A 20,942-nucleotide genomic window follows, 5' to 3' on the forward strand; every position below is an offset into this window, starting at 1 on the left:
TGTCAATGATTAGAAGCATACAGGACACTATTATGCAAAGTCAACTCTATCGTGCAAAGATTTGCCGCCATTTGCTCCGATCACTTTAGTAAGTTGTTGCCTTCTCGAATTCTACCGCTGCTTGTCGCTCACCCTGACGCAGCATATCCACCAGCACCTCATAGAACGGTTTCCAGTTGCGTGACCACGAAGACTGATGAAGATCCGGGAGACGCTTCAGTATGGTGCGATGTACCGTCGCTGAGGGTACTACAGAGAAGCCATTACCAGAGCAGCGTTCACATGTTTTGAAAACCGGCGCGCCAAGTTCTTTGGTCGCTTTACGATCTAACACCTCCCCTTTACCACCACACCTGCATCGCGCATGGATAACTTTCTTTCCTCCGCACACTCCACAGACCCTTTTTACCAGTTCATTTTTAATTTTTGGGGCCTTCACTTCGACACCGTCAGCATCGAAAATACCCGGGTGCTTAATTACATCTTCATGCCGGGAAATAAACCCGGTTCCGCTGCAGCTGTGACACGTTGCGCTGGTGGCCGCCGAACGTGAGTATTCCGCAAAGGCAAATTGCGCCAGCGTCGACATGCAGGCTCCGAGCTTGTCACCAGCAGCTTTGCGGACATTTTTAGGAGCGTTTTTGATGGCGAACTGCGCCAGCGCCTGAACCGCCAACTGCTCATCTGTCTTACTGATGCCAGCCTTACCGAAGAACGCCGCCAGCCCGAACCGTGCCCGGCTGCTGGTCACCCCGATCCCGGTCATAACGTCGGTACCGTTCAGGCGATTCGGCGATGTGCTTTTCACGTCGTCGCTGATATGCATGCCCTGCGGGCTGAAATGCTTTAACGATGCTTCAAGTTTCATGCAGCCACTTCTCCGATATCAGAAATTAAAATTTGTCCGTATTCACCCCAGATTTTTGTGACACGAAAGTCCCAGATATGTGCATCATCAGTAAACAGAGCATCCATCAGCGCTTTAATCATGTTATCGGCGTCTGGTTTCTGCTGGTGTGCCTGCCCATTCATCGTTACTCGCTTCTTCTGGCTCCAGCTCTTTGGCATGGGAACTACGAAGGTTATGTGTCCGCCCTGCTCCGGCATAGCAACGTTCTTCAGGCGGATCTCATCGCAGAATGCCCGGTAGCGCATGACCACTTCCCGCTGTTTCCATTTGTCTGCCCGGGTCATCCTCGGTTTGCCCATTGGTGTAATGTTAAAAATCTTCATGACCAGCCCGGCTCCCTTTCGTGTAACGGCGTTGATGTGCCTTTGGTTGCGGCGTCGATCGCTGGCGAGCTTCCTCCTGATCAATTGGCAGGAAATGACCGTTGTAGAACCGACGGTAGATAGTCCCCAGCTCCCCATTCCGCTGTTTTGTCACGTTAATTTCAGCAATTCCCTTTGCTGGCGATTCAGGGTTATAAACCTCGTCGCGGTACAACATCAGGATCAAGTCAGCATCAGCCTCAATTTCTCCCGAGTTTTTCATATCGGAGTTCATTGGCCTCTTATTGGGTCTGGATTCCACACCGCGCGACAACTGGCTCAGCGCGAGTACGGGGGTTTTATTGGCTTTAGCCAGGCTTTTAAGCCCCTTGGATACTTCGCCAACGGCCAGGTCGTACCGCGCAGCACTCTGAATTTTGATAAGCGCCAGGTAGTCGATGACCACCAGCGCGATTTCAGGATGCGCTATCTGATAGTGTGTTGCGGTTTGCTGGATCTGGTCGATAGTTAGGCCGGTGGCGTCGGTGATCCAGATATTGCGGGTAGCCATTCGCTCCATGCCGTTAAAAAATCGAGCCCAGTCTTCGTCCTCGAATTTATCCACTGCTTTCAGGCGGGACATCGGCATGCCCCCTGCGGCGGATACCATACGTTTGGCAATCTGGGTATCAGACATCTCCATGCTGAAAAACAGCACCCCATGCCCCTGAGCGGATACTTTGTCGATGATATCCAGTGCCAGTTCGGTTTTGCCCATCGATGGCCGCGCGGCAATAAACACCAGATCAGTGGATTCAATACCGCCGGTCTTGGCATCAAGCTCCTCAATTCCGGTAAGCAGGCTTAGGGTCTCTTCTTTCCCCTGGCTACGGGATTCCGCTTCATCGGCCACCGCGGTGAGTAGTTCAGAGATGTGAACGGGCTGAACGGTATCCGCTGAAATATCGATAGCCGATACAGCCTGTTTAGCGGCTTCCAGTGCCACCAGGGCTGCATCGCCGTTGTTAGCGTTTCTGATTTGTTCCAGCACTTTTTCCAGTGCTGCTTCAGCATCACGAACGCCAGCATTGCGACGCAGAACATCAACGTAAGATAACAACGCGGATTTCGCCCAGCTGATACGGGTGGCTGCAAGAATTGTGGTTTGAAGCGCGGGCAGCGATTCGCACAACAGCAGTGGATCAATCACGCCACTACTGCGAGCCTGTCGGCAGATACCAGTGTAAATCTCCCGATACTGGCGAACTGAGAAGGTGCCCGCAGGCAGCCGGGAGAGAACATCCAGCACCTCAGGATCAGCTCCGCGCAAAAACAATGCGCCGATAACCGCCTCTTCAAGTTCGTCGTTACGCCAGACTGGTGTCATGCATGCCCCCGTTATTCCCACGAAAACTCGTCCAGTTGAAAACCAGGTAGTTGCGCCCACCATCAGTAACTCGGTCAAAAATGCGGTCGCTGATAAACTCTTTCAGTTGCTCACGCGGCAGGTTGCTAATCAGGATCGTTGGCAGAACACTTTCATAGCGGGCGTTAATGATCTCATGCAGGATTGTCATCTCTGTCGGGCTACCAAACTGCACACCCACCTCATCGATAATCAGCAGATCCAGCGAAGCGTAGTGATCCAGTACGCTCTCTTCGGTTGTGTCCGCATTGTGGCGCCAGGTGCTTTTCACCGCGCGAGTCAGACGCATCACGTCGGTCAGTTCCACACTGGCGAGATGGTTGCGGATGATGTTTTTAGCCAGTGATACCGCCAGATGGTTTTTCCCCGTCCCGCAGCTCCCTGTTAGCACAAGGCTTTTCCCGGCCTCCAGAACAGCTGGCCAGTTGTTTGCGTAGCGCTTGCAGGCTGCGAGGTTGCGTGAGGCTTCCTGATTGATCTCCAGGTAATTATCAAACTCGCAATCACCAAAGCGTCGAGTGATACCTGCGTCGTCCAGCAAGCTGCTAACGCGAAGCTCTCTCAGTCCAGACTCAACACTTGCCTGCTCCGACCGGATGCACGCAGGGCAGCGGGAATGCTTGAATGTCTCCCTACCGCGAAAATCCTTACCCACCAGCGTGAATCGCTCGTAGTCTCCATGCTCCGGACATGAAGCCATGCTGGTGTGGTTCGAGTTCCAGCCCCCGAACCCCCAGGGAAGTGTATGCACTTCGGCGAAAGCGAGTTCATCGCCGAGTTTTGCCTGCTGCGCCATCAGGTCTTCACGCTCTTTGAGCTGATTTAAATTCAACATATCCACCTCACTCAAAAATTCAGGTTCTCACCAGATTCGCCAAAATCGTCAGACATGCGCCCCAGTCCAGACAGGCGGGCAATAGTGCCGTTGTGCCCACCTCCGGGAGCGGATGGCGCCTGCCAGGATTCTTCGAAATGGCGATCTGGCCCAAAGAACGACGCGGCCTGCTTGACGTACTGGGTGCCAACACTGCCGGTTGCACGTGCGTAGGCTGCGTAGCGTTTAACACCCGCCAGCATGACCTCAGGTTTAACCCCTTCTTTCAGACGAGTCTTCCACGCCTTGAAGGCCGCAGCCTTGGAATTACCACCGGCGCGTTTTGGGTATGCCTGCCAGGCTGTCTCAAACTCAGGGGAATAATCCTGTTTTGCAGAACGAGCCGCTGCAGAGGCGGTAGCCGAAGCGCCGGTATGTTTTATAGGTTCATTGACTGGTTCATTGACTGGTTCAAAAGAGTGACTGATTCTGGGTGCAGCTCCTGCACTACCCCCTGGTGAATCTCCTGCACCAGGTAGTGAATCTGTTGCACCAGGTAGTGAACGATTTGCACCCCCCCTTGGTGAATCTCCTGCACTACGTAAATTGAGCTGATACACGTTGCTGGAATTCCCCTTTGGTCCCGTCCGTAGCTCTTTTTTTATCAGGCCGCACTCACATAGCGCCTCGATGTGATTCATCACCGAACGCTTGCTAATTTCACACTGGTCAGCAATGTGCTGGTAACTAGGCCAGCACTCACCGAGATCACTGGCGTTATCCGCCAGCTTAAGAAGAACCAATTTGCGCAAAGGGTTTCCGACCTTAATTTTCATAGCCTGAACCATCAGATCCATGCTCATACCAAAACCCTCGTGAAGTACTGTTGAAACTTCCAGACCGGCTGCATGCATTCATGCGGATAATCCGGCCTGGTAAAATAAACTTGCTGCTTTTCGCGATCCCAGCCGGTGACATGCACGACAACACCTCGCGGATCGTGATACAGCCTGTCCAACGCCTTAATGCTGCCAGTTTCTGGAAACACTTGGCTCACCTGCGCTTGATTTGTAATCAAATTGTCTGCTAAGGTCTTTCATGAAATCTCCCTCCAGGTCATTTCAAATCAAATGCTGTGTTGGAAGTCAGAACAGGCCGGGAGAAGTGCCACCACCTTTTCCCGGCTTTTTCTTTGCAGCTTTCCGCTCTGCCGTTGTTGTCTGCCCAAGAGCCCACTGACGGGCACGATACAAACAGTCATCAAAACAACTCCCTTTTTTGGTTGACTGCGACATGCAGCGGTAATGTTCCAGCCCCTTTGCTACCCCCCCCCCCTGAACCACCGACGGTGAGAAGCCTTCAGCTGTCAGAGCGGCTGTGATGTGCTTACGGATAAAATCAGTCGGGTTCACAGTGATCCTCCAGTTGGTGCCGAACCTTCCCCCGGTATATCCTCATGGTTCCTACACCTTAGGGCCGAGGAGGTTCGACATGTCTGAAAAAGCCATTCCCCTGTTTTGCTACAGAGATGAAAGCCAGTACGAAGAATTTCTGTCAGTTTTTGCCGACGCACACGCGCTGCCAGTGACCTTTGAGGTCTGGAAAAGAAACGCCGAAATAACTATTCAGGTGCTCCAGCACCAGGGAATTGTCGTTAATCGCGCGTATGCAGACAGCAAAGAGGAATTCATCGAATTTTGTCGGATCTTTGGGTACGTCCCCGATAGCAAGGCCCGATTCAATTTCGCTTTCCTCAAGTCCCAGCAATAACTGACTCGAAGCAGCAAACGTCACCGGGGAGACAATTAACAACTCCCCGCCACACTTCCCGAAGTAGCTAATCGTTACTTCTCCGCTCATGTGGGCTCCTGTTGTTTGGCTTTAGGGATCAGGTAATACACCCTACTTATCGGGTCGTACCTGATGCTGCGTGGCAGCAGCGGCTGGAAGTAGCGCGGATCAGGCATAGCGGTTGACTGTTGTGACATGTCACACCCTTTTATTTCGTTACAGCCCTGGGTGGCTGTAGGGAATGTCCTCGTCAAGATGGCAAAGGATTGCGACATCTTCCGGAACCCCGCGACTTTCCCATTTCCCAACCGCCTGACTACTCCTTGGTTTGCCCTTGCGAGGGAACCTTCTTCCGATTGCAGTGTTTGTTTTGAATTTCTGCTTGAGGATTTCAAACAAAGTCATATTCATTTTCCGTTAGCGAAACTATTGTATCAATAGATACTAGCAAATAGAATCCAAAGTATCAAAAGTAAATGTTACTTTAGTTTCTTTCGGGAGGGACTATTCATGAGCTCGTTAGCAGACCGTTTGATAAGCCGACGTGAATTGTTGGGTTTAACGCAAGAAGCTCTCGCCAAGAAGGCTGGCGTTACGAGAGTGGCCATCAGTAAGGCTGAATTGGGGCTAACCAAAAATTTTAACAGCAATACTCTCTTCAAGATCTCGTCAGCACTTGGGTGTGAACCAGAGTGGCTTTCGACAGGCAAGGGAACACAAGAGAAACTGCCAAGAGCCCCACAGCAACAGAAGCCTGTTAGTGATACGTCTTGGATTAACAATGTAGCTGAGACCGTGCAGCCGCAGCGCAGATATAGCTATCCGAAGTTGAATTGGGTTCAGGCCGGACAGTTTGCGCAATGTGGTGATAACTATAATATGTATGACATTGAAAATTGGATTGATTCTGTAAAATACGCGGGCGAGAGAGGTTTTTGGCTGGAAGTAAAGGGCGATTCAATGACCTCTCACACTGGCATTACCTTCCCTGAAGGTATGTCCATACTCATCGATCCGGAAAAAGAGCCATACCCTAACTGCTATGTCATCGCACAAAAGAGAAGCAGCAAGGATGTCACATTTAAAAAATTCGTAACTGACATGGGGTCTGGTTATCTGAAACCACTTAACCCCCAATATCCAATGATCCCCCTTGACGATGAATGCGAAATTATCGGTGTAGTGGTCGATGCGAGATGGGATATCTTTTAATTATTTATCAAATACATGCCGGGCCTACCGGCTTTTTTTTGGCTCATGAGCGAAAATAAAGTATCAAAAAGACTTGCACGCATATGATACTTTAGTTACCTTTAATTCACCGATTAAACACACTCGTGGTGAATATGAAGATGATCACAGAAACCGAAAAGGTAATTTGCTGCTCGGAAGGCTTGAGTAAACTTGGACATATTTTGTCGATGCTGTGTCATGCTGTAAAAGATAACAGCTGTGATCCCGATGATATTGAGGGGTGTCTTTGTATCGCATGGGATATAGTGAACTCAATGCAGCAAACTATTAAAAACGAAAATAAAGAGGTGGCAGAATGAAAGCTAATACCACCAACCACCCCAACATCATTAGCGCAATGGAGTTCACTAATAACGTATGCGCCCTTCTTGTGGCAATTGAGTTAAGCGCTGAGCAACTCGATACGGATACAATTAAAGACGCGTCTAATGGTATTCGTTACCTGGCTTCGCGTGCATATGAAGAACTCGAACACCTTAAGAATTTAGGGACGGAAAAATGAAGACTCCATTCCCAATTGAAATACTTGAGACTATCGCAGCGGGTATTGCAGAAAACACCGTGCTTCTTGAACTGATTTATAAAAACAGCAATGAAGATCACGAAACTGATTGTGCAATAGCTTGCTTAATTCGCTCAATGAAAAAGACACTAGACACAACTAACGAATATATCAAATCATTAAGCGACGCACCTGCCCCCCCCCAACGGGAACATGGTGAAAGCGATATTACTGATGACATTTTTCACGCGACCATCACAGCCAGAAAGCTCGAAGAGCTTGCGCATGTTTATAACGAGGTTTACTTCACAGATGGCGATAATGGTAAACCCGCCATGTATATGGCCTCTGCAATTTTCGACTATGCGATTAAGGTTTGCAGTGAACTGAAAAACATCGAAGCAAAACTGAATTAATCAAAGCAAGTTTAATTAACACCATAATCGGTGGGGAACCTTACATTCTAAATTTATCGAGAGGTCTATTATGAGCTTCATCGTCGACCGTAATGCATATAAAACAGCCCTGCTTTTTGCAGCCAATTGACACGAAATCATAGCAGGACTTTATCTGCGCAAAGCCTATGGGTGGTAATTATGTGGGACCCTGAAAAAGATACAGGCATTGAGGAGGCGGTAACTCAAGCCAATAGCCTGAACGAACTGTTGGATTTGATGCATCTTTGCTTTAGAAAAATGAATTCGTGTCAAACCGAGGCATTAATCGGTCTTGCGCTGAATATGTCGTCTGACATTTTCACCTGGATTAGCGAAGAGGAAAAGCGGCGTGAAAATAAATCTGATTGAAACACGCCGCCGTCACCTTGTGCGGGCAAAGCTCGATTCAATGATGCGAAGGACTGGGAGTTACTTTCAGATAGTAGAACTGGAAGATGGCGCAACGTTACCAGTCGAACTCGATGAAGATATTTTAACGAAAGCATTAATCAAGCTGTTTGAAACAATGATTTATGACAACCACAAGCGCGAACAGGCAGAGCATTTAATTGCTGAGCATTATTCGAATTGTATGGGTGTTAATAAATTAACACCTGACGGTGTGGATTTTATGAATGCGCTTATTGCAACACTGGCTGAGCAGTCATTAAAAGCGGAGGAATCAATTAATGGCTAATTTACCCCCCCCCCATTACACACGAAAAAGTGCAGGTCGTTATGACGATTGAAAACGGCCAGGTAATAGATACCCGCAAAGTTCGCGATAACGAACTGATCGCCAGTATGGATACGTTCTTCTGGATGGCAAAGAAAGCAGGTTATCAGGTAATTGCCCCTCACCAGGAGGAAATCAGTGGCACTAACAGCAATACGCATTCCTGAGCGGGTACACCTGCAGGCGCTGCAGGTCCTGCTGCGGTACCGGAGGAAGCGCGTCTACGCACGCCGCATGCGCCGCACCGGCTACCTCAGCCTGAAGGTTAACCCACGCTGGCGGCTGTTATCGAAAGACGACGGCCGGAACTGGGAAGTTATGAGTCATGAAACCTATAACCGGGAGAAAGACAAATGATCGACAACCGCACTGCCAGCGCTATTGATCTGGCGTTACAGAAGCACCACACGCCAGTCGGCGACCTTTTCGTCGCTATTCGTCACGGCCGAATGAAGCGCTGCTTCAGCCGCGGTACCGCTATTAGCTGGCTGGCCCACTTTCTGACGTCGCATGCTTTCGCCCGATCCGGCTTTACGCAACGTCATCCGGATGTACAGGTAGTCCATCCGCTGAAACCTGAGTTGACTCACTGGCAACGTGGCGCCGTCACCCTGGAATATTTTAACGCCCACCAGCGCACCGTTCGCCGGGTGCGCCGCATCCTCGCCCGCAAACGAGAAATGCAGAAGTGGTGCGAAAAGTGGGATGCCATGCACGACCGCTACGTGAAAGAGCGCGAAGAACTTAAAGCCAGCAAACCAGTAGAGGTGCGCAATGCTTCACAACTTTCTTAACCCGGAACCAACCTCAAAAGGGATCCGTTCTGGAAACCGGATGATTGGTTACTCTGCTGCCATTCGCCTGCTGGATAACGGTCGCTATGACAAACACCTCGCCAAAGGAATGGAGATTCTGGCCTGCATCATGGAAGCGGTAGAAAGCAGCTGGATCACGCTTAATATCGAGAAGCAAATCATCGTCTGGCGCTGGTTGCTTGCCGCAGTATTCATCACTGAGGAGCGGGAGAAGAATGGGAATGTCGACGTTCCGAACGACGAGGGCGGTGTTGACACTGCTGTTATCTATTCCGGCGAGCATGGTGCCATTAGCGTTTACCCAGGGCCGGAACGCTTTGCGCTCGCAAACCACATTGAGGCTGGCGCCATTGAGAAGTACGGGCCTGATGTTGGCCTGCAGCTGGCGCTGCGGATGTATCAGGACATGGTTGTTGCTGATGAAGAACACGGCTTCAGGTTGTCGGCCATGGGTCGGGAAGGTTTCAACATGCTACACGATGGCTTTATCGAGCAAATCCAGACCGAAGGTGTGCCAGAAGCACCAATTATACATTGAGGGTAATGATTGATGACTGCAAACGATGAGTAACGTGGTCGGCTGGAACTGGAACTACCGGGAATTAGTTATGAAGTCTGGTGCCACTGTTGTGGCCTGAAAGTGGTGTGAGGTTGATATGATTTATCTGGATGTCGTACCGATTACAAAGTACTGCGAAGAGATGGGTGAGACGCTGGATGCCGTTAACAAACGGTTACAACGTGGAGTGTGGCAGGAAGGTGTTCATGTTTTAAAAGTCGATGGTTCCAAAGAACGTTGGATCGACTTAAAGGAGATTGCAAATTGGGCAAGACAAAACAAGTATCACTATCTCTCCCGAGAGGGGTAACAATCCGTCAGCATAAAACCGGTGCCACGCTGGTCATCACCTTCACGTACAAAGGGGTTCTCTGTCGAGAGCCCCTATCCCGGATGGAAGCCAATGCGCGCGGCATTAAATATGCCGAGCGCCTGTTGGGGGAGATACATAACCAGATCGCCAGCGGCACATTCGATTATGCGAAATACTTCCCCACCTCCAAAAAACTGGAGCTGTTCGGGGTAGTGAAGAAAACTAAAAATATTAAGTCCTACCTGGACGAGTACCTGAAAATCTGCCAGAACCGCAACCTGTCCCCGTCGACTATCAACGGTTATGAAAAATGCCTGTCGGCGCTGTCAGCTCTGCATAAACTCCACGTGTCAGAATTGACGCCAGCGGTTCTAAAAAACTGGATAGCCAGCCGGAAAACAAAGCTGAAAACGACCCGGAATAACCTTTCGTTTCTGCGCAGCGCCATAGATGAAGCGGTGACAGACGGCCTGCTGACCATTAACCCGGTAAGCCTCGTCAGCGCCAGCCGGTACCACGTGATCGACAGCAGCCCGAGCGCCGACGATTACGAGGTTGACCCGTTCACGCCAGCGGAAACACTCGCTATTTACCAGTGCTGCAGGTACCCGGAATGGGAAAACCTGTTCCGCTTTGCCTTCAATACCGGTCTACGGAGCTCAGAACTGTGCGCGCTGCGCTGGCCTGATCTCGACACCATAGGGAACACTGCTCACGTTCAGGCGGCCAGTGTCGTAGGGGTACTCAAAGGCACAAAGACAAAAGCCGGTACCCGCAAGGTTGAGCTGAACAGTGAGGCGCTGGCAGCCCTGCAGGCGCAGAAACAATACACCTTTATGAAAAGTGAGTTCATATTCAGCGATCCGAAAACGGGGGAACCCTGGGCGAACGCCGACGCTATCCGTAAAAAAGCATGGGTGCCGACCCTGACAAAAGCTGGCGTGCGCTACCGTAACCCTTACCAGACACGGCACACATTCGCCACCAAGCATATCAGCCAGGGTGTTAACCTATTCTGGCTTGCCGGACAGATGGGCCACAAAGGGCCGGAAATGTTGTTCCGCAATTATGGTAAATACCTTGCAGTATATGATGGAAAGACGTCTATAAAGGTAGTGTCAACCTGAGTAATACTGCCTGCGTCTGAAGAAAATTAAGAATGAGGCTACCATTGCTTTTTGTGAAATGAGCTATCATCTATGTAATTGATAGTTGTACTATTGCGTTTACATAAACGTAAGTGTTTTAAAAACAACAAGTTAGGCCATAGCAATAAACGCAACGCAAATATTTACCTTGACAATATATAACATATTGATTTTTGTGTAGTTAAAATTTCATTAGGACAGCGCAGGGATACTGATAGTACTTGAAGAGTTACGGTACAAACTGTTATCCTGTGCTCCACTAATACAAGAAATTTTATGTTTTTTTAATTTTCAATAGCTTAACGTAGGTACTGGCGCAGTATTACAACTGGAGTGACCACTATGAAAAACACACTAACTGTAGGTTTCGGTGAAGGTTAACTACGACCTAAATTTGTAACACAAACCTCCATTAGCACAATAAGGCCTCCCTTGCGGAGGTCTTTTGTTATAGGAATCAATAAGATGGCGAGAACACTTGTAAACGTCAGCGCTACAATTTTTGCTCTCATGTTGATTGTCAGAGCACTATTTACTTATATCTACCCTGGAAGACTCCCCTTTAACCTGGCCATAATTGATTGGCTGGTAGTCATTGCTGGATCTGGCGCTGCCATTTCTTCTATCTTCTGCTTTATCAAAAAGCGCTACCCAGACACTGCAGAATTTCTTCCAATGTTCAGTACTGTTTGTTATGTGATAGTCCTGATCGGGTATGCAATCCTGAGATACACTCCTGCTTATCAAACATCTCTTTCGATTATGGTTACAGGTATGCTCGTTGGGATGGGGTGGTGGATCCAGTGCATAACGTCAGCAGCGAATACGCGCAGGTCACATACCCTTAACATGATCATTAACACGCGCACCAGTCCCGAATACCAAAAACAGTTACGGAACAGCACAAAATTTTATCGGGGTATGCGTTATGTGCCGCAAGAACTCTCTGAGTGGCGCTGCAACCCGGATAAAGAAGAATACAAGAACATGAAGGTACCCGACGAGTATAGAGATGCCATTAACGGACTTCTGTACATTCTTAATTATTTCGAGTTTCTTGCGCAGGGAATCAAGTTCAAGGATTTGGATGACGAGTTGCTGAAGGAGTGTTTTTCCAGCTTCTTACGCGGAATAGAACGCCGTGGATTCCACATGATTTTAGAATCTCAGAAACAGGATCCAGCGGCCTTTGAAGGAATTATTTATCTTTCGAAAAAATGGAACGGAACCTCGTTTGTTGAAACCCACCGTTCAAACCCAAACACAGTAGAACTCGGGGTTCCATATCCTTCAAACGAAACTGTAGAAAAAATGGTTCAAGGTCAGCCGTTAATTGATAGCGACACGGGTCCAGAGCTTCAAGTGGCCACTTAACATTGATGCATGGACTTGGAGCGGACAACAAAATGCACTTAAAATGCACGCGCTGGAAAGTAAAATATACATAACAATATTTTTCAGTAAGTTATATCGTTTTCGGACGCGAGTTCAACTCCCGCCAGCTCCACCAAAATTCTCCATCGATGATTACCAGAGTCATCCGATGAAGTCCTAAGAGCCCGCACGGCGCAAGCCCTGCGGGCTTTTTTGTGCCTGTTGTTGTTCGAGAACATCCGGCTAAATCCTGTGATTATTGGTATACGATTTCACAAAGGAGTGTCTGTCGATCACGGCTGCTTTCGGTATTTCAGGTGTTCAGGTCACGCATATTCTGGACAGCATCGCACTATTTCGGGGCTACCCGGCGACAATAAGAACCGATCAGGGCCCGGAATTTACCTGCAGCGAACTGGATCAATGGGCCTTTGAACATAGTGTTGAGTTACGCTTAATCCAGCCGGGCAAGCCAACTCAGAACGGATTTATTGAGAGTTTCAACGGTCGCTTTCGGGATGAATACCTGAATGAGAACTGGTTCAGCGAAGTTCTTCATGCCCGGAAAATAATTCATGACTGGCGGCATGACTATAACGAGTCCAATCCTCATTCATCGCTGAATTACCAGACGCCAGCTGAATTTGCAGCAGGCTGGCGAAACAGGAAACATGAAGAAAAATCAACCTGAAGGTTATATCTAATACTGGAGGCAGATCAATAAAACGAAACACCAGCAGGCAGATGATTTCCCAGATAAAAGCAACAGCCATTCAGGTTACAGCCTGGAATTGCGATCATTTATCCCCAGAGATATCTATAGATTTAATTTTTTCAATAGCAACAACATTTCCAGACATCGCTTCATTGAGAACTTGTACAGCAGAACTAGCATCGCGGTTCTTAATGGACATGTAGACCTTAATATGAGCCTCCACGCTCTCAAGAGTAATACCCAGTGCACGGTTGAGCTCTTCAAGATAATAGTAATAGATATCTTTAATTGAGCTCATAACATTGTAAAAGACACTATTATGAGAGGCCTTGACAATGGCCAGATGGAACTCGTAATCCGCTTCTGAATACTTTTTATAGTCACCCTTGTTGATCAGCATATTGTTCAATGCTTCTTCGAGCTGACGAATATCGTCTTCGGTAGCGTTCAAGACCGCGAGTTCCACACATTTAAATTCCACGGTTTGGCGGAAAATCATCATATCGTGAAATTCTTCGCGACTCAGGTGCATGATTGGGCGGGGCTCGTTACTCAACATGTGTGGAGTGAAGTTTTCGCTCACGTAGCTGCCGCTACCCTGCCGTGTCACCACTATCCCAAGATCACGAAAACGCTGTACCGCACTACGTACACTGACACGGCTAACGTTAAATGAGGCAGTTAGCTCCGCTTCCGAAGGTAAACGACTACCTGGCGCCCAGCTGCCGTCCAGCAGCTTGCTGCATATCTGATCATAAATTTCATTTACAACATTTTGTTTTTGAATGGATTTTATGCTCAAGATGGGTATCCGTAATCTGTTCAGGAACTCTATACAATATAACATTTTTAAAATTAAAGCGCCCCGAAAGGCGCCCTAACTTAGCAAGTTTGTGCTTTCGCTTGCCTGGATTCTTTACTACTAAACGAAGTAAGGGAGGTGAGCAGCACTGCCAGCACCAGTGAGATTCCCATAAAGGCATAAGAAGCACCTGGGCCGCCAGTTATACCATTCAGATAACCCACTATCCATGAACCTACAAATGACCCCAACGCGCCAAAACTCACGATAAATGCCATCGCGCCAGCCACAACATTACGCGGGATCATATCTGGAATGGCCGCAAAGAATGGTCCATAAGGGGTATACATCGCGCCGCCAGCAATCATCAGCAGAACATATGAGAGCCAGAAGTTTGATGCTCCAATGGTAAACGAGCCAATAAAGCAGATAGCACCAAGTCCTAAAAACAACAGAACAATAATTTTACGGTTAAGAAATTTATCTGAATACCATGACGCAGCTAGCATCAGTGGAACGGCTAATAAATAGGGTGCTGCTGATAGCCAACCTGTTGCGACTATGCCCAGCCCAGAAGCCGATTTCAAAATAGAGGGTAACCACATGATGAAACCATACATCCCAATATTCCAGAAAAAATGAACAAATGAAAGGGACAAAACTTTACCGGAGCGAAATGCTTCAGTGTAGTTTTTTATTTCTTTAATATTGGTTTGTTCTGCTGCCAACGCTGCTTCAATATCTTCTTTTTCTTGCGCTGTTAACCATGTTGCATCTTTAGGTCGGTCAACAAATATCACCCACCAGATAATTGCCCAGATAATCGCAGGTACGCCTTCGATAATAAACATACCACGCCAGCCAAAAGCATCCACGAGATACCCTGATAATACCGACATCCAGAGTACCGTGATGGGGTTACCCAGAAAAAGGAATGTATTGGCTTTGGACCTTTCTTTCTTGGTGAACCAATGACTTAAGAAAACAAGCATAGCGGGCATTACCACACTCTCGGCAACACCAAGCAAGAATCTGATGACTGCCAGGGTTTTAACATCATGAACCATACCGGTTGCCGTGGCTAATATCCCCCAAAGAATTAAACTCCAAAAAATAAGTTGTTTAGCACTTCTTTTTTCAGCGTAAATCCCGCCAGGCACCTGAAAGAAAAAATATCCTAGGAAAAACAATGCACCTAATAATGAGGAAATCCCTGGCGTGATATTAAGATCTTCAGCCAGACCGGCAGCAGCACCAAATCCGTAATTGGCACGATCGAGATAGGCAAGGCTATAGGTAATGAAAGCCAGTGGAATCAGTTTCTTCCAGCGAATCGGAGCTAATTTTTTTTGCATACTATGAATCATAATTTTTTCCCGTGTATTTACTGCTGGGCAAAAAAAAGGATAGTAAAAAATATTAATTACAGCACGGCGAGCCAGCCACCATCGACGTAAATAATCTGCCCGTTGATATAATCGGATGCTCTGGATGATAAGAAGACGGCCGTGCCGATAAGCTCATCCGGACGACCCCAGCGCTGAGAGGGGTTGCTGCTTTTCACCCAGGCGTCGAACTGTTTGTCTTCGATAAGTGCAGTGTTCATATCCGTCAGAATGTAGCCCGGCCCAATGGCGTTGGTCTGGATATTAAACTGCGCCCATTCTGCGGCCATCGAGCAGGTAAGCATTTTGATACCGCCTTTTGCCGCCGTGTACGGGGCAACGGTCGGTCGTGCAGCCTGGCTGGTAAGCGAGCCAATATTTATGATTTTGCCGCCACTGTTGCGGGCCATCATCCGTTTTGCCGCCGCGCGGGACACCAGAAATGCGCTGGTCAGGTTAGTGTCGATCACCTTCTGCCACTTTTCCAGCTCCAGTTCGACCATCGGTTTACGGTACTGAATACCGGCGTTATTGATCAGGATATCCACACTGATCCCTTCTGCATCGAGTTTGCTAAAAGCCGCCTCAATCGCCTGTTCATCGGTGACGTCAAAAGCCACGCCTTGTGCGTCGTAACCCTTGCTTGTCAGTGTATCCACGGATTCGGCCAGCAGTGTGTCGCGAATATCATTCAGGATGACCCGTGCGCCTGCAGCGGCAAGGCCCTCAGCGTAGGCAAAGCCCAGTCCGCGTGCAGAACCCGTCACCAGCGCCGTTTTCCCGGTTAAATCAAATAAAGCGTTCATGTTGTTTCCTCATTCGTTTAATTTGTATGACGACTGTCTTTTTTAAGGTTGAATTTTCGTCCTGATAAAATCAACAGTTCACCTATGAATTTGCAACAAGGATCACAAACAGCTCCACTTCGCGATCATATTATTACGATTAACAAATTGAATTATAAGTGTTTGTTTAATTTTCATTGAACGCAATTTGATCGCTATCACAGAATGGCACTCTAAGCGATCCTTTGTAAAAGAAGCGTGATATAACAGCACCAAGTTGTAGGACAACTTACAAATATGCACCATGTCATCCACAACGGTATGACATGCGGTAAATTCGCTGAGTTGAGGAGAGAAAGTGAGTAACCTGAAAATCACCAATGTGAAAACGATTCTGACGGCGCCGGGCGGCATTGATTTGGCGGTCGTTAAGATAGAAACCAATGAGCCGGGGTTGTATGGGCTGGGATGCGCGACCTTTACGCAGCGTATCTTCGCGGTAAAAAACGCGATCGATGAGTACATGGCGCCTTTTCTGATTGGCAAAGATCCGACCCGTATTGAGGACATCTGGCAGTCAGGCGCGGTGAGCGGTTACTGGCGCAATGGCCCGATCATGAACAATGCATTGTCCGGCGTGGACATGGCGCTGTGGGATATCAAAGGTAAGCTGGCGGGGATGCCGGTTTATGATCTGCTGGGCGGCAAATGCCGTGATGGGATCCCATTGTACTGTCACACTGACGGTGGCGATGAAGTTGAAGTGGAAGATAACATCCGCGCCAGAATGGAAGAAGGCTACCAGTACGTTCGCTGCCAGATGGGAATGTATGGTGGTGCGGGGACCGATGACCTCAAACTGATCGCCACGCAGCTGGCACGTGCGAAGAACATTCAGCCGAAACGTTCACCGCGCAGCAAAACGCCTGGCATCTACTTTGACCCGGATGCCTACGCCAAAAGCGTTCCGCGTCTGTTCGACCACCTGCGTAACAAGCTCGGTTTTGGCATCGAATTTATTCATGATGTCCATGAGCGCGTCACCCCGGTGGCCGCCATTAACCTTGCAAAGACACTGGAACAATATCAATTGTTTTATCTCGAAGACCCAGTCGCACCGGAAAATATCGACTGGTTGAAAATGCTGCGCCAGCAGTCTTCCACGCCAATATCCATGGGCGAACTGTTTGTCAATGTTAATGAGTGGAAGCCGCTCATCGACAACAAACTGATCGACTACATTCGTTGTCATGTGAGCACCATCGGCGGTATCACGCCGGCGAAGAAACTCGCTGTCTATAGCGAACTGAACGGCGTGCGTACCGCGTGGCACGGTCCTGGTGATATTTCACCAGTCGGGGTCTGCGCCAATATGCATCTGGATCTGAGTTCACCGAACTTCGGCATTCAGGAATACACGCCCATGAACGACGCGCTGCGTGATGTCTTCCCGGGTTGCCCGGAGATTGACCTCGGCTATGCCTACCTGAACGATAAGCCTGGCTTGGGTATCGACATTGATGAAGCCGAGGCGGCGAAATACCCGTGCGAGGGGGGGATCCCTTCCTGGACAATGGCGCGCACACCTGACGGCACGGCTTCAAGACCGTAAATAATAAAGACCCGGCTTAAATCTGCCGGGTCTTTATTAGAGCTAGCCACTCACAATAATGAGTCCGACGAATCACCATAAAAATCCAACGCATAAATACGCTTTTCCCTATCAATACCGTCACCACTCTTTTTGCGCCTTCCCTTCTAAGCAACCTATAAACATCCCCAACAGAATTGATCTACTCCTGCACTAATTACGCCGCTGCCAGCCCATCGGTGATTACCAGAGTCATCCGATGAAGTCCTAAGAGCCCGCACGGCGCAAGCCCTGCGGGCTTTTTTGTTACCTGTGCGGTCATATTCTCTGTATAAATCTCGAGCATCATCTATGCTTGTTTTGCACTACGATGCCATATCGTAAAAAACCATGGTGCAAAAAGATACCTAACCAATTGAAATACCAAACTAATACCGAGTAGCAACTACGCGATGGCGACGGGCTGGCGTTGTTGATTAAGCCATTCGGCAGAAAGATCTGGTTCTTCAAATACACTCCCCCGGCGCTGAAAAAAAGGGCCACCATCAGCATTGGCCCCCACCCCGCTTGGTGCCAAATGCCAACGCTGCAGCCATAATGTCAACATGGCGTGATGTAACAGATGCGACTGATGGTTATCTTCGTCAGGTACGTGCTGGTTCTAAAGACAAAGAAAGGCGAATCATGGGCAGATTTCAAGGTAAACGCATCCTTATCACTGGCGGTACCAGCGGTATGGGATTTGCAGGCGCACTGCGCATTGTTAGTGAGGGCGGCAATGTTGCCATTACGGGCCTCAATGATGAAAGGCTGAAGCGCGCCCGTAGTCTACTGCCTGAATCATCTCTCATTCTGAAGAACGATGCAGCCAGCGAAGCAGATATAAGCGTTCTTCAGGCAGCGATAAGCGGCTGGGGTTCACTCGACGGACTATGGCTTAATGCTGGCTTCGCAGAAGTAGGTGCTCCGGAATCGGTGACAGCGGATGCTTTTAACCGCATGATGAATGCTAACGTCCGCGGCCCGATGCTGCAGCTTGCCGCTCTTTCTGGATCCCTCAATTCAGGCGCATCTGTTCTTGTCACCTCATCTTCATCTGTATATGAAGGTGCGGCAATGACCAGCCTCTATGCAGCAACGAAAGGCGCAGTTGTCGCAATGGTTAAAAGCTGGGCCTCTGCGCTGGCTGTGCGGGGTATTCGCGCCAATACGCTGGTACCGGGTCCGATCGAAACGAACTTTAGACATTTCATGCCGGAAGAGTCGCGTCAGCAGTTTGAAGATTTTGTTGTCAGCCAGGTCCCCCTCGGCCGGGCAGGAACCGCGGAAGAAGCCTCTGCTGTCGCACTTTTCCTGCTTTCTGATGATGCATCCTATGTCACCGGCAGTCAGTACGCGGTAGATGGCGGGCTGGTGCATTACTAGATATGGCAACACCGGCATCATTTCCTGATACAGATCCTCAAACCCCCACTGTAGAAGTGGGGAAAATAACGGCCCCTGCATACATCAATAAACAATCCGTTACTCCAGAATCGTCCATTTTTCGCTTAAAACAGCCCGGCAACATCCGAACGCAACGAACAGATTCAATGTGCAATATCTCCCGTTACCCAGACAGCCCATCAAACCGGGAAACACCAAAATGATTCATTTGAAAGGATAAACGTGGTATTCAGGCATGGCGGGCGCGTGAAGAATCACTGACTGTTGATGCAGCGATGACATATCAGGCCAGCGACAGCAGTGTTATGTCCCTACCGCAATCTCAACTGGGCGGGGCGTTTATTCGGATGAGAAGGACTCACTCGGGGAGGGAGGCAATAATGGCAGATTCAGAACGCGATAAACCAGCTGCGTTGTCATTAAACATCGGCAGTAAAATAAGACGACTACGGCAGTCCCGGGGGATTTCGTTAAACGATCTGTCTAAATTGTCAGGGGTTTCAAAGGGAGCGTTATCCAAACTGGAATCAGGATCTTCCAGTCCCCGAGTTGATACGCTGGACGCTATCGCCACCGCGTTACGTTTACCGGTCGGTGATTTGCTAAGCGGCAGCAGGATGTATCCCCGCTTTGAAAAATATCGCCCTGTGCCGGGCGAGTATTCGCAAATGATGAAATTCCGCATCGGCCCCGGCAATACCTCCGAGATATGGTTGCTGCAAATGGAACCGCGGGTCACCATCCACAGCCCCGGACATTCAGAGGGGGCGCATGAACATATTCTGGTACACAGCGGAACTCTGCGCCTGCGCTTGAGCCAGTATGAAGTCATCACCCTGGAGCCCGGGGATTTTTATGCCTTCTCTGCGGAGATTGCGCACACGTACAGCGCAACGGAAACGGCGGTTAGCGCGACGGTGGTGATGACTCACCTCGAGCCCGGTTAACTCCGCCGCGCCATTATCGAACCTGGAGACCTGAGATATGGCGCCGGCGTTTCGGGCATCTGTTCACTTAAAGAAACAAAAACGGTCCGCTGAATGCCTGAGGGAAAATTATTTTAAAAATAAAATTAATTAAATTCAGTCGATTGATTGCGAACTGATCAATATCTTCCCCCGTCATAGGGAAACCCGTTGTTCAGTTTGCGGGTTAACTGTATTGTTATTTCGAACAGCAGAACCGGCCTGCTTGCGCTGTATTTTCCCACAAAGCAAAGCAGGCGTAATAGCCGGAAAGCTGGCCATAATACGGTCACTTTCCTGATGATCCTGGCGTCTTTTTATTAGCGATCAATATCGCCTAACCCGGCTGTGCGCCGTGCGGCCCAATGCCTGCTCTTTTTTTATGACGAAATCAACCCACCCGCATTAAATATGTGTGACGGAGAAGATGAATGCGTAAAGTTAATTTAAAAGACAGTTTTGCTCTGTTCAGCGATTACTGGAGCCCGAAAATTGTCGGCGAAATGAATAACGAATATGTCAAACTGGCTAAATTATCCGGAAAATTTGACTGGCATCATCATGAACAGGAGGACGAGCTTTTTCTTGTGGTCAGCGGCCGCTTGCGAATGGGCTTAAGAACAGGCGATATCATTCTTGATGCCGGTGAGTTTATTATTGTGCCGAAAGGAACTGAGCATTGTCCTGAAGCGTTAACCGAAGAGTGCTGCGTCGTTTTACTGGAGCCAAAATCGACCCTGAATACGGGTAATATCGTCAATGAACGTACGGTGCGTGAACTGGATAAACTCTAATCGTCTGGCGGTGCGGAGCAAACCGGGCCAGGGGAAGTTTTAGCGTTACCGGTTACCCGGCCCCCTCTCAGGATAAGC

Annotated in this window: 29 protein-coding genes and 2 pseudogenes; 19 read left to right on the forward strand and 12 right to left on the reverse strand. The window is 48.9% G+C overall.

Going from position 1 to position 20,942, the window contains the following annotated elements; genetic code table 11:
• Positions 1-85 precede the first annotated feature (85 nt).
• The 9 genes from ACOI7Z_RS10695 to ACOI7Z_RS10735 all read right to left on the reverse strand — a co-directional run bounded on the left by ACOI7Z_RS10695 (position 86) and on the right by ACOI7Z_RS10735 (position 5,648).
• On the reverse strand, positions 86-868 hold the full coding sequence (locus ACOI7Z_RS10695; protein WP_101862083.1) for an antitermination protein: 783 nt from the start codon (positions 866-868) through the stop codon (positions 86-88).
• On the reverse strand, positions 865-1,233 hold the full coding sequence (locus ACOI7Z_RS10700; protein WP_101862084.1) for a RusA family crossover junction endodeoxyribonuclease: 369 nt from the start codon (positions 1,231-1,233) through the stop codon (positions 865-867). The genes ACOI7Z_RS10695 and ACOI7Z_RS10700 overlap by 4 nt, the downstream gene beginning before the upstream one ends.
• On the reverse strand, positions 1,220-2,599 hold the full coding sequence (locus ACOI7Z_RS10705; protein ID WP_101862085.1) for a replicative DNA helicase: 1,380 nt from the start codon (positions 2,597-2,599) through the stop codon (positions 1,220-1,222). Before ACOI7Z_RS10705 ends, ACOI7Z_RS10700 begins: the two co-directional genes overlap by 14 nt.
• Positions 2,580-3,473: an ATP-binding protein gene (locus ACOI7Z_RS10710; protein ID WP_101862086.1), complete on the reverse strand. Its 894-nt coding sequence runs from the start codon at positions 3,471-3,473 to the stop codon at positions 2,580-2,582. The genes ACOI7Z_RS10705 and ACOI7Z_RS10710 overlap by 20 nt, the downstream gene beginning before the upstream one ends.
• An 11-nt stretch (positions 3,474-3,484) precedes the next feature.
• Positions 3,485-4,315 carry a helix-turn-helix domain-containing protein gene (locus ACOI7Z_RS10715; RefSeq protein ID WP_101862087.1) on the reverse strand — a complete coding sequence of 277 codons (831 nt, stop codon included), beginning with the start codon at positions 4,313-4,315 and terminating at the stop codon, positions 3,485-3,487.
• Complete coding sequence (locus ACOI7Z_RS10720; RefSeq protein WP_372588443.1) at positions 4,312-4,509, reverse strand: DUF4222 domain-containing protein; 198 nt, start codon at positions 4,507-4,509, stop codon at positions 4,312-4,314. Before ACOI7Z_RS10720 ends, ACOI7Z_RS10715 begins: the two co-directional genes overlap by 4 nt.
• Positions 4,510-4,597: 88 nt before the next feature.
• Positions 4,598-4,864 carry a hypothetical protein gene (locus ACOI7Z_RS10725; RefSeq protein ID WP_133124698.1) on the reverse strand — a complete coding sequence of 89 codons (267 nt, stop codon included), beginning with the start codon at positions 4,862-4,864 and terminating at the stop codon, positions 4,598-4,600.
• 142 nt (positions 4,865-5,006) lie between these two features.
• Positions 5,007-5,312 carry a hypothetical protein gene (locus ACOI7Z_RS10730; RefSeq protein ID WP_133124699.1) on the reverse strand — a complete coding sequence of 102 codons (306 nt, stop codon included), beginning with the start codon at positions 5,310-5,312 and terminating at the stop codon, positions 5,007-5,009.
• Between the two features lie 147 nt (positions 5,313-5,459).
• The gene (locus ACOI7Z_RS10735; RefSeq protein ID WP_101139625.1) at positions 5,460-5,648 is read right to left on the reverse strand and encodes a hypothetical protein; all 189 of its coding nucleotides are present in this window, start codon (positions 5,646-5,648) and stop codon (positions 5,460-5,462) included.
• A 105-nt stretch (positions 5,649-5,753) separates the two neighbouring features.
• On the opposite strand from ACOI7Z_RS10735, the gene ACOI7Z_RS10740 reads away from it, so the two are divergent.
• The 14 genes and pseudogenes from ACOI7Z_RS10740 to ACOI7Z_RS10805 all read left to right on the forward strand — a co-directional run.
• Positions 5,754-6,455, forward strand: coding sequence for a LexA family protein (locus ACOI7Z_RS10740; RefSeq protein ID WP_101139626.1), 702 nt, complete (start codon positions 5,754-5,756; stop codon positions 6,453-6,455).
• A gap of 140 nt (positions 6,456-6,595) precedes the next feature.
• Positions 6,596-6,796, forward strand: a complete 201-nt coding sequence (locus ACOI7Z_RS10745; protein WP_133124700.1) for a hypothetical protein — start codon at positions 6,596-6,598, stop codon at positions 6,794-6,796.
• Complete coding sequence (locus ACOI7Z_RS10750; protein ID WP_101139627.1) at positions 6,793-6,999, forward strand: hypothetical protein; 207 nt, start codon at positions 6,793-6,795, stop codon at positions 6,997-6,999. Before ACOI7Z_RS10745 ends, ACOI7Z_RS10750 begins: the two co-directional genes overlap by 4 nt.
• A complete protein-coding gene (locus ACOI7Z_RS10755) occupies positions 6,996-7,415 on the forward strand; it encodes a hypothetical protein (protein WP_172969376.1) in 420 nt (139 codons plus the stop codon). Before ACOI7Z_RS10750 ends, ACOI7Z_RS10755 begins: the two co-directional genes overlap by 4 nt.
• Before the next feature lie 180 nt (positions 7,416-7,595).
• The gene (locus ACOI7Z_RS10760; protein WP_101862089.1) at positions 7,596-7,805 is read left to right on the forward strand and encodes a hypothetical protein; all 210 of its coding nucleotides are present in this window, start codon (positions 7,596-7,598) and stop codon (positions 7,803-7,805) included.
• Positions 7,786-8,133, forward strand: a complete 348-nt coding sequence (locus ACOI7Z_RS10765) for a hypothetical protein (RefSeq protein ID WP_227549701.1) — start codon at positions 7,786-7,788, stop codon at positions 8,131-8,133. The genes ACOI7Z_RS10760 and ACOI7Z_RS10765 overlap by 20 nt, the downstream gene beginning before the upstream one ends.
• 41 nt (positions 8,134-8,174) lie before the next feature.
• Positions 8,175-8,339 (forward strand): hypothetical protein, encoded by a 165-nt coding sequence (locus ACOI7Z_RS10770; protein ID WP_004146414.1) that lies wholly within the window; start codon positions 8,175-8,177, stop codon positions 8,337-8,339.
• Entirely contained in the window at positions 8,311-8,529 is a 219-nt protein-coding gene (locus tag ACOI7Z_RS10775; protein ID WP_020948182.1) for a hypothetical protein, read from the forward strand. The genes ACOI7Z_RS10770 and ACOI7Z_RS10775 overlap by 29 nt, the downstream gene beginning before the upstream one ends.
• A complete protein-coding gene (locus tag ACOI7Z_RS10780; protein ID WP_023313532.1) occupies positions 8,526-8,966 on the forward strand; it encodes a hypothetical protein in 441 nt (146 codons plus the stop codon). The genes ACOI7Z_RS10775 and ACOI7Z_RS10780 overlap by 4 nt, the downstream gene beginning before the upstream one ends.
• A gap of 40 nt (positions 8,967-9,006) precedes the next feature.
• Positions 9,007-9,525, forward strand: coding sequence for a hypothetical protein (locus tag ACOI7Z_RS10785; RefSeq protein WP_101862090.1), 519 nt, complete (start codon positions 9,007-9,009; stop codon positions 9,523-9,525).
• A gap of 118 nt (positions 9,526-9,643) precedes the next feature.
• Positions 9,644-9,856 (forward strand): excisionase, encoded by a 213-nt coding sequence (locus ACOI7Z_RS10790; protein ID WP_101862091.1) that lies wholly within the window; start codon positions 9,644-9,646, stop codon positions 9,854-9,856.
• Positions 9,811-10,986 (forward strand): site-specific integrase, encoded by a 1,176-nt coding sequence (locus ACOI7Z_RS10795; RefSeq protein ID WP_101862092.1) that lies wholly within the window; start codon positions 9,811-9,813, stop codon positions 10,984-10,986. The genes ACOI7Z_RS10790 and ACOI7Z_RS10795 overlap by 46 nt, the downstream gene beginning before the upstream one ends.
• A gap of 486 nt (positions 10,987-11,472) precedes the next feature.
• Positions 11,473-12,381: a DUF4760 domain-containing protein gene (locus tag ACOI7Z_RS10800; protein ID WP_072122145.1), complete on the forward strand. Its 909-nt coding sequence runs from the start codon at positions 11,473-11,475 to the stop codon at positions 12,379-12,381.
• Between the two features lie 262 nt (positions 12,382-12,643).
• Positions 12,644-13,072, forward strand: a pseudogene (locus ACOI7Z_RS10805) (integrase core domain-containing protein); the annotation flags it as partial.
• A gap of 106 nt (positions 13,073-13,178) precedes the next feature.
• On the opposite strand, the gene ACOI7Z_RS10810 reads toward ACOI7Z_RS10805, so the two are convergent.
• From ACOI7Z_RS10810 to ACOI7Z_RS10820, 3 genes are all read right to left on the reverse strand, one after another.
• Complete coding sequence (locus tag ACOI7Z_RS10810) at positions 13,179-13,898, reverse strand: FadR/GntR family transcriptional regulator (RefSeq protein WP_048325388.1); 720 nt, start codon at positions 13,896-13,898, stop codon at positions 13,179-13,181.
• An 80-nt stretch (positions 13,899-13,978) separates the two neighbouring features.
• Positions 13,979-15,265, reverse strand: coding sequence for an MFS transporter (locus ACOI7Z_RS10815; RefSeq protein ID WP_240513452.1), 1,287 nt, complete (start codon positions 15,263-15,265; stop codon positions 13,979-13,981).
• 56 nt (positions 15,266-15,321) lie between these two features.
• Positions 15,322-16,089, reverse strand: a complete 768-nt coding sequence (locus ACOI7Z_RS10820; protein WP_049013856.1) for an SDR family oxidoreductase — start codon at positions 16,087-16,089, stop codon at positions 15,322-15,324.
• A gap of 337 nt (positions 16,090-16,426) precedes the next feature.
• Here ACOI7Z_RS10820 and ACOI7Z_RS10825 point away from each other — a divergent pair, with 337 nt between their 5' ends.
• From ACOI7Z_RS10825 to ACOI7Z_RS10845, 5 genes and pseudogenes are all read left to right on the forward strand, one after another.
• Entirely contained in the window at positions 16,427-17,680 is a 1,254-nt protein-coding gene (locus ACOI7Z_RS10825; RefSeq protein WP_048325396.1) for an enolase C-terminal domain-like protein, read from the forward strand.
• A 424-nt stretch (positions 17,681-18,104) separates the two neighbouring features.
• Positions 18,105-18,224, forward strand: a pseudogene (locus ACOI7Z_RS10830) (integrase arm-type DNA-binding domain-containing protein); the annotation flags it as partial.
• 119 nt (positions 18,225-18,343) lie between these two features.
• On the forward strand, positions 18,344-19,084 hold the full coding sequence (locus ACOI7Z_RS10835) for an SDR family oxidoreductase (protein WP_048335038.1): 741 nt from the start codon (positions 18,344-18,346) through the stop codon (positions 19,082-19,084).
• Between the two features lie 401 nt (positions 19,085-19,485).
• A complete protein-coding gene (locus ACOI7Z_RS10840) occupies positions 19,486-20,052 on the forward strand; it encodes a helix-turn-helix domain-containing protein (protein WP_049003977.1) in 567 nt (188 codons plus the stop codon).
• A 449-nt stretch (positions 20,053-20,501) separates the two neighbouring features.
• Entirely contained in the window at positions 20,502-20,864 is a 363-nt protein-coding gene (locus ACOI7Z_RS10845) for a cupin domain-containing protein (protein WP_023290697.1), read from the forward strand.
• Positions 20,865-20,942: the final 78 nt, after the last annotated feature.

Origin of the sequence: Klebsiella sp. C283 (assembly GCF_048822555.1) — a bacterium.
In the GTDB taxonomy this organism is placed as follows: Bacteria; Pseudomonadota; Gammaproteobacteria; order Enterobacterales; family Enterobacteriaceae; genus Klebsiella; species Klebsiella quasipneumoniae.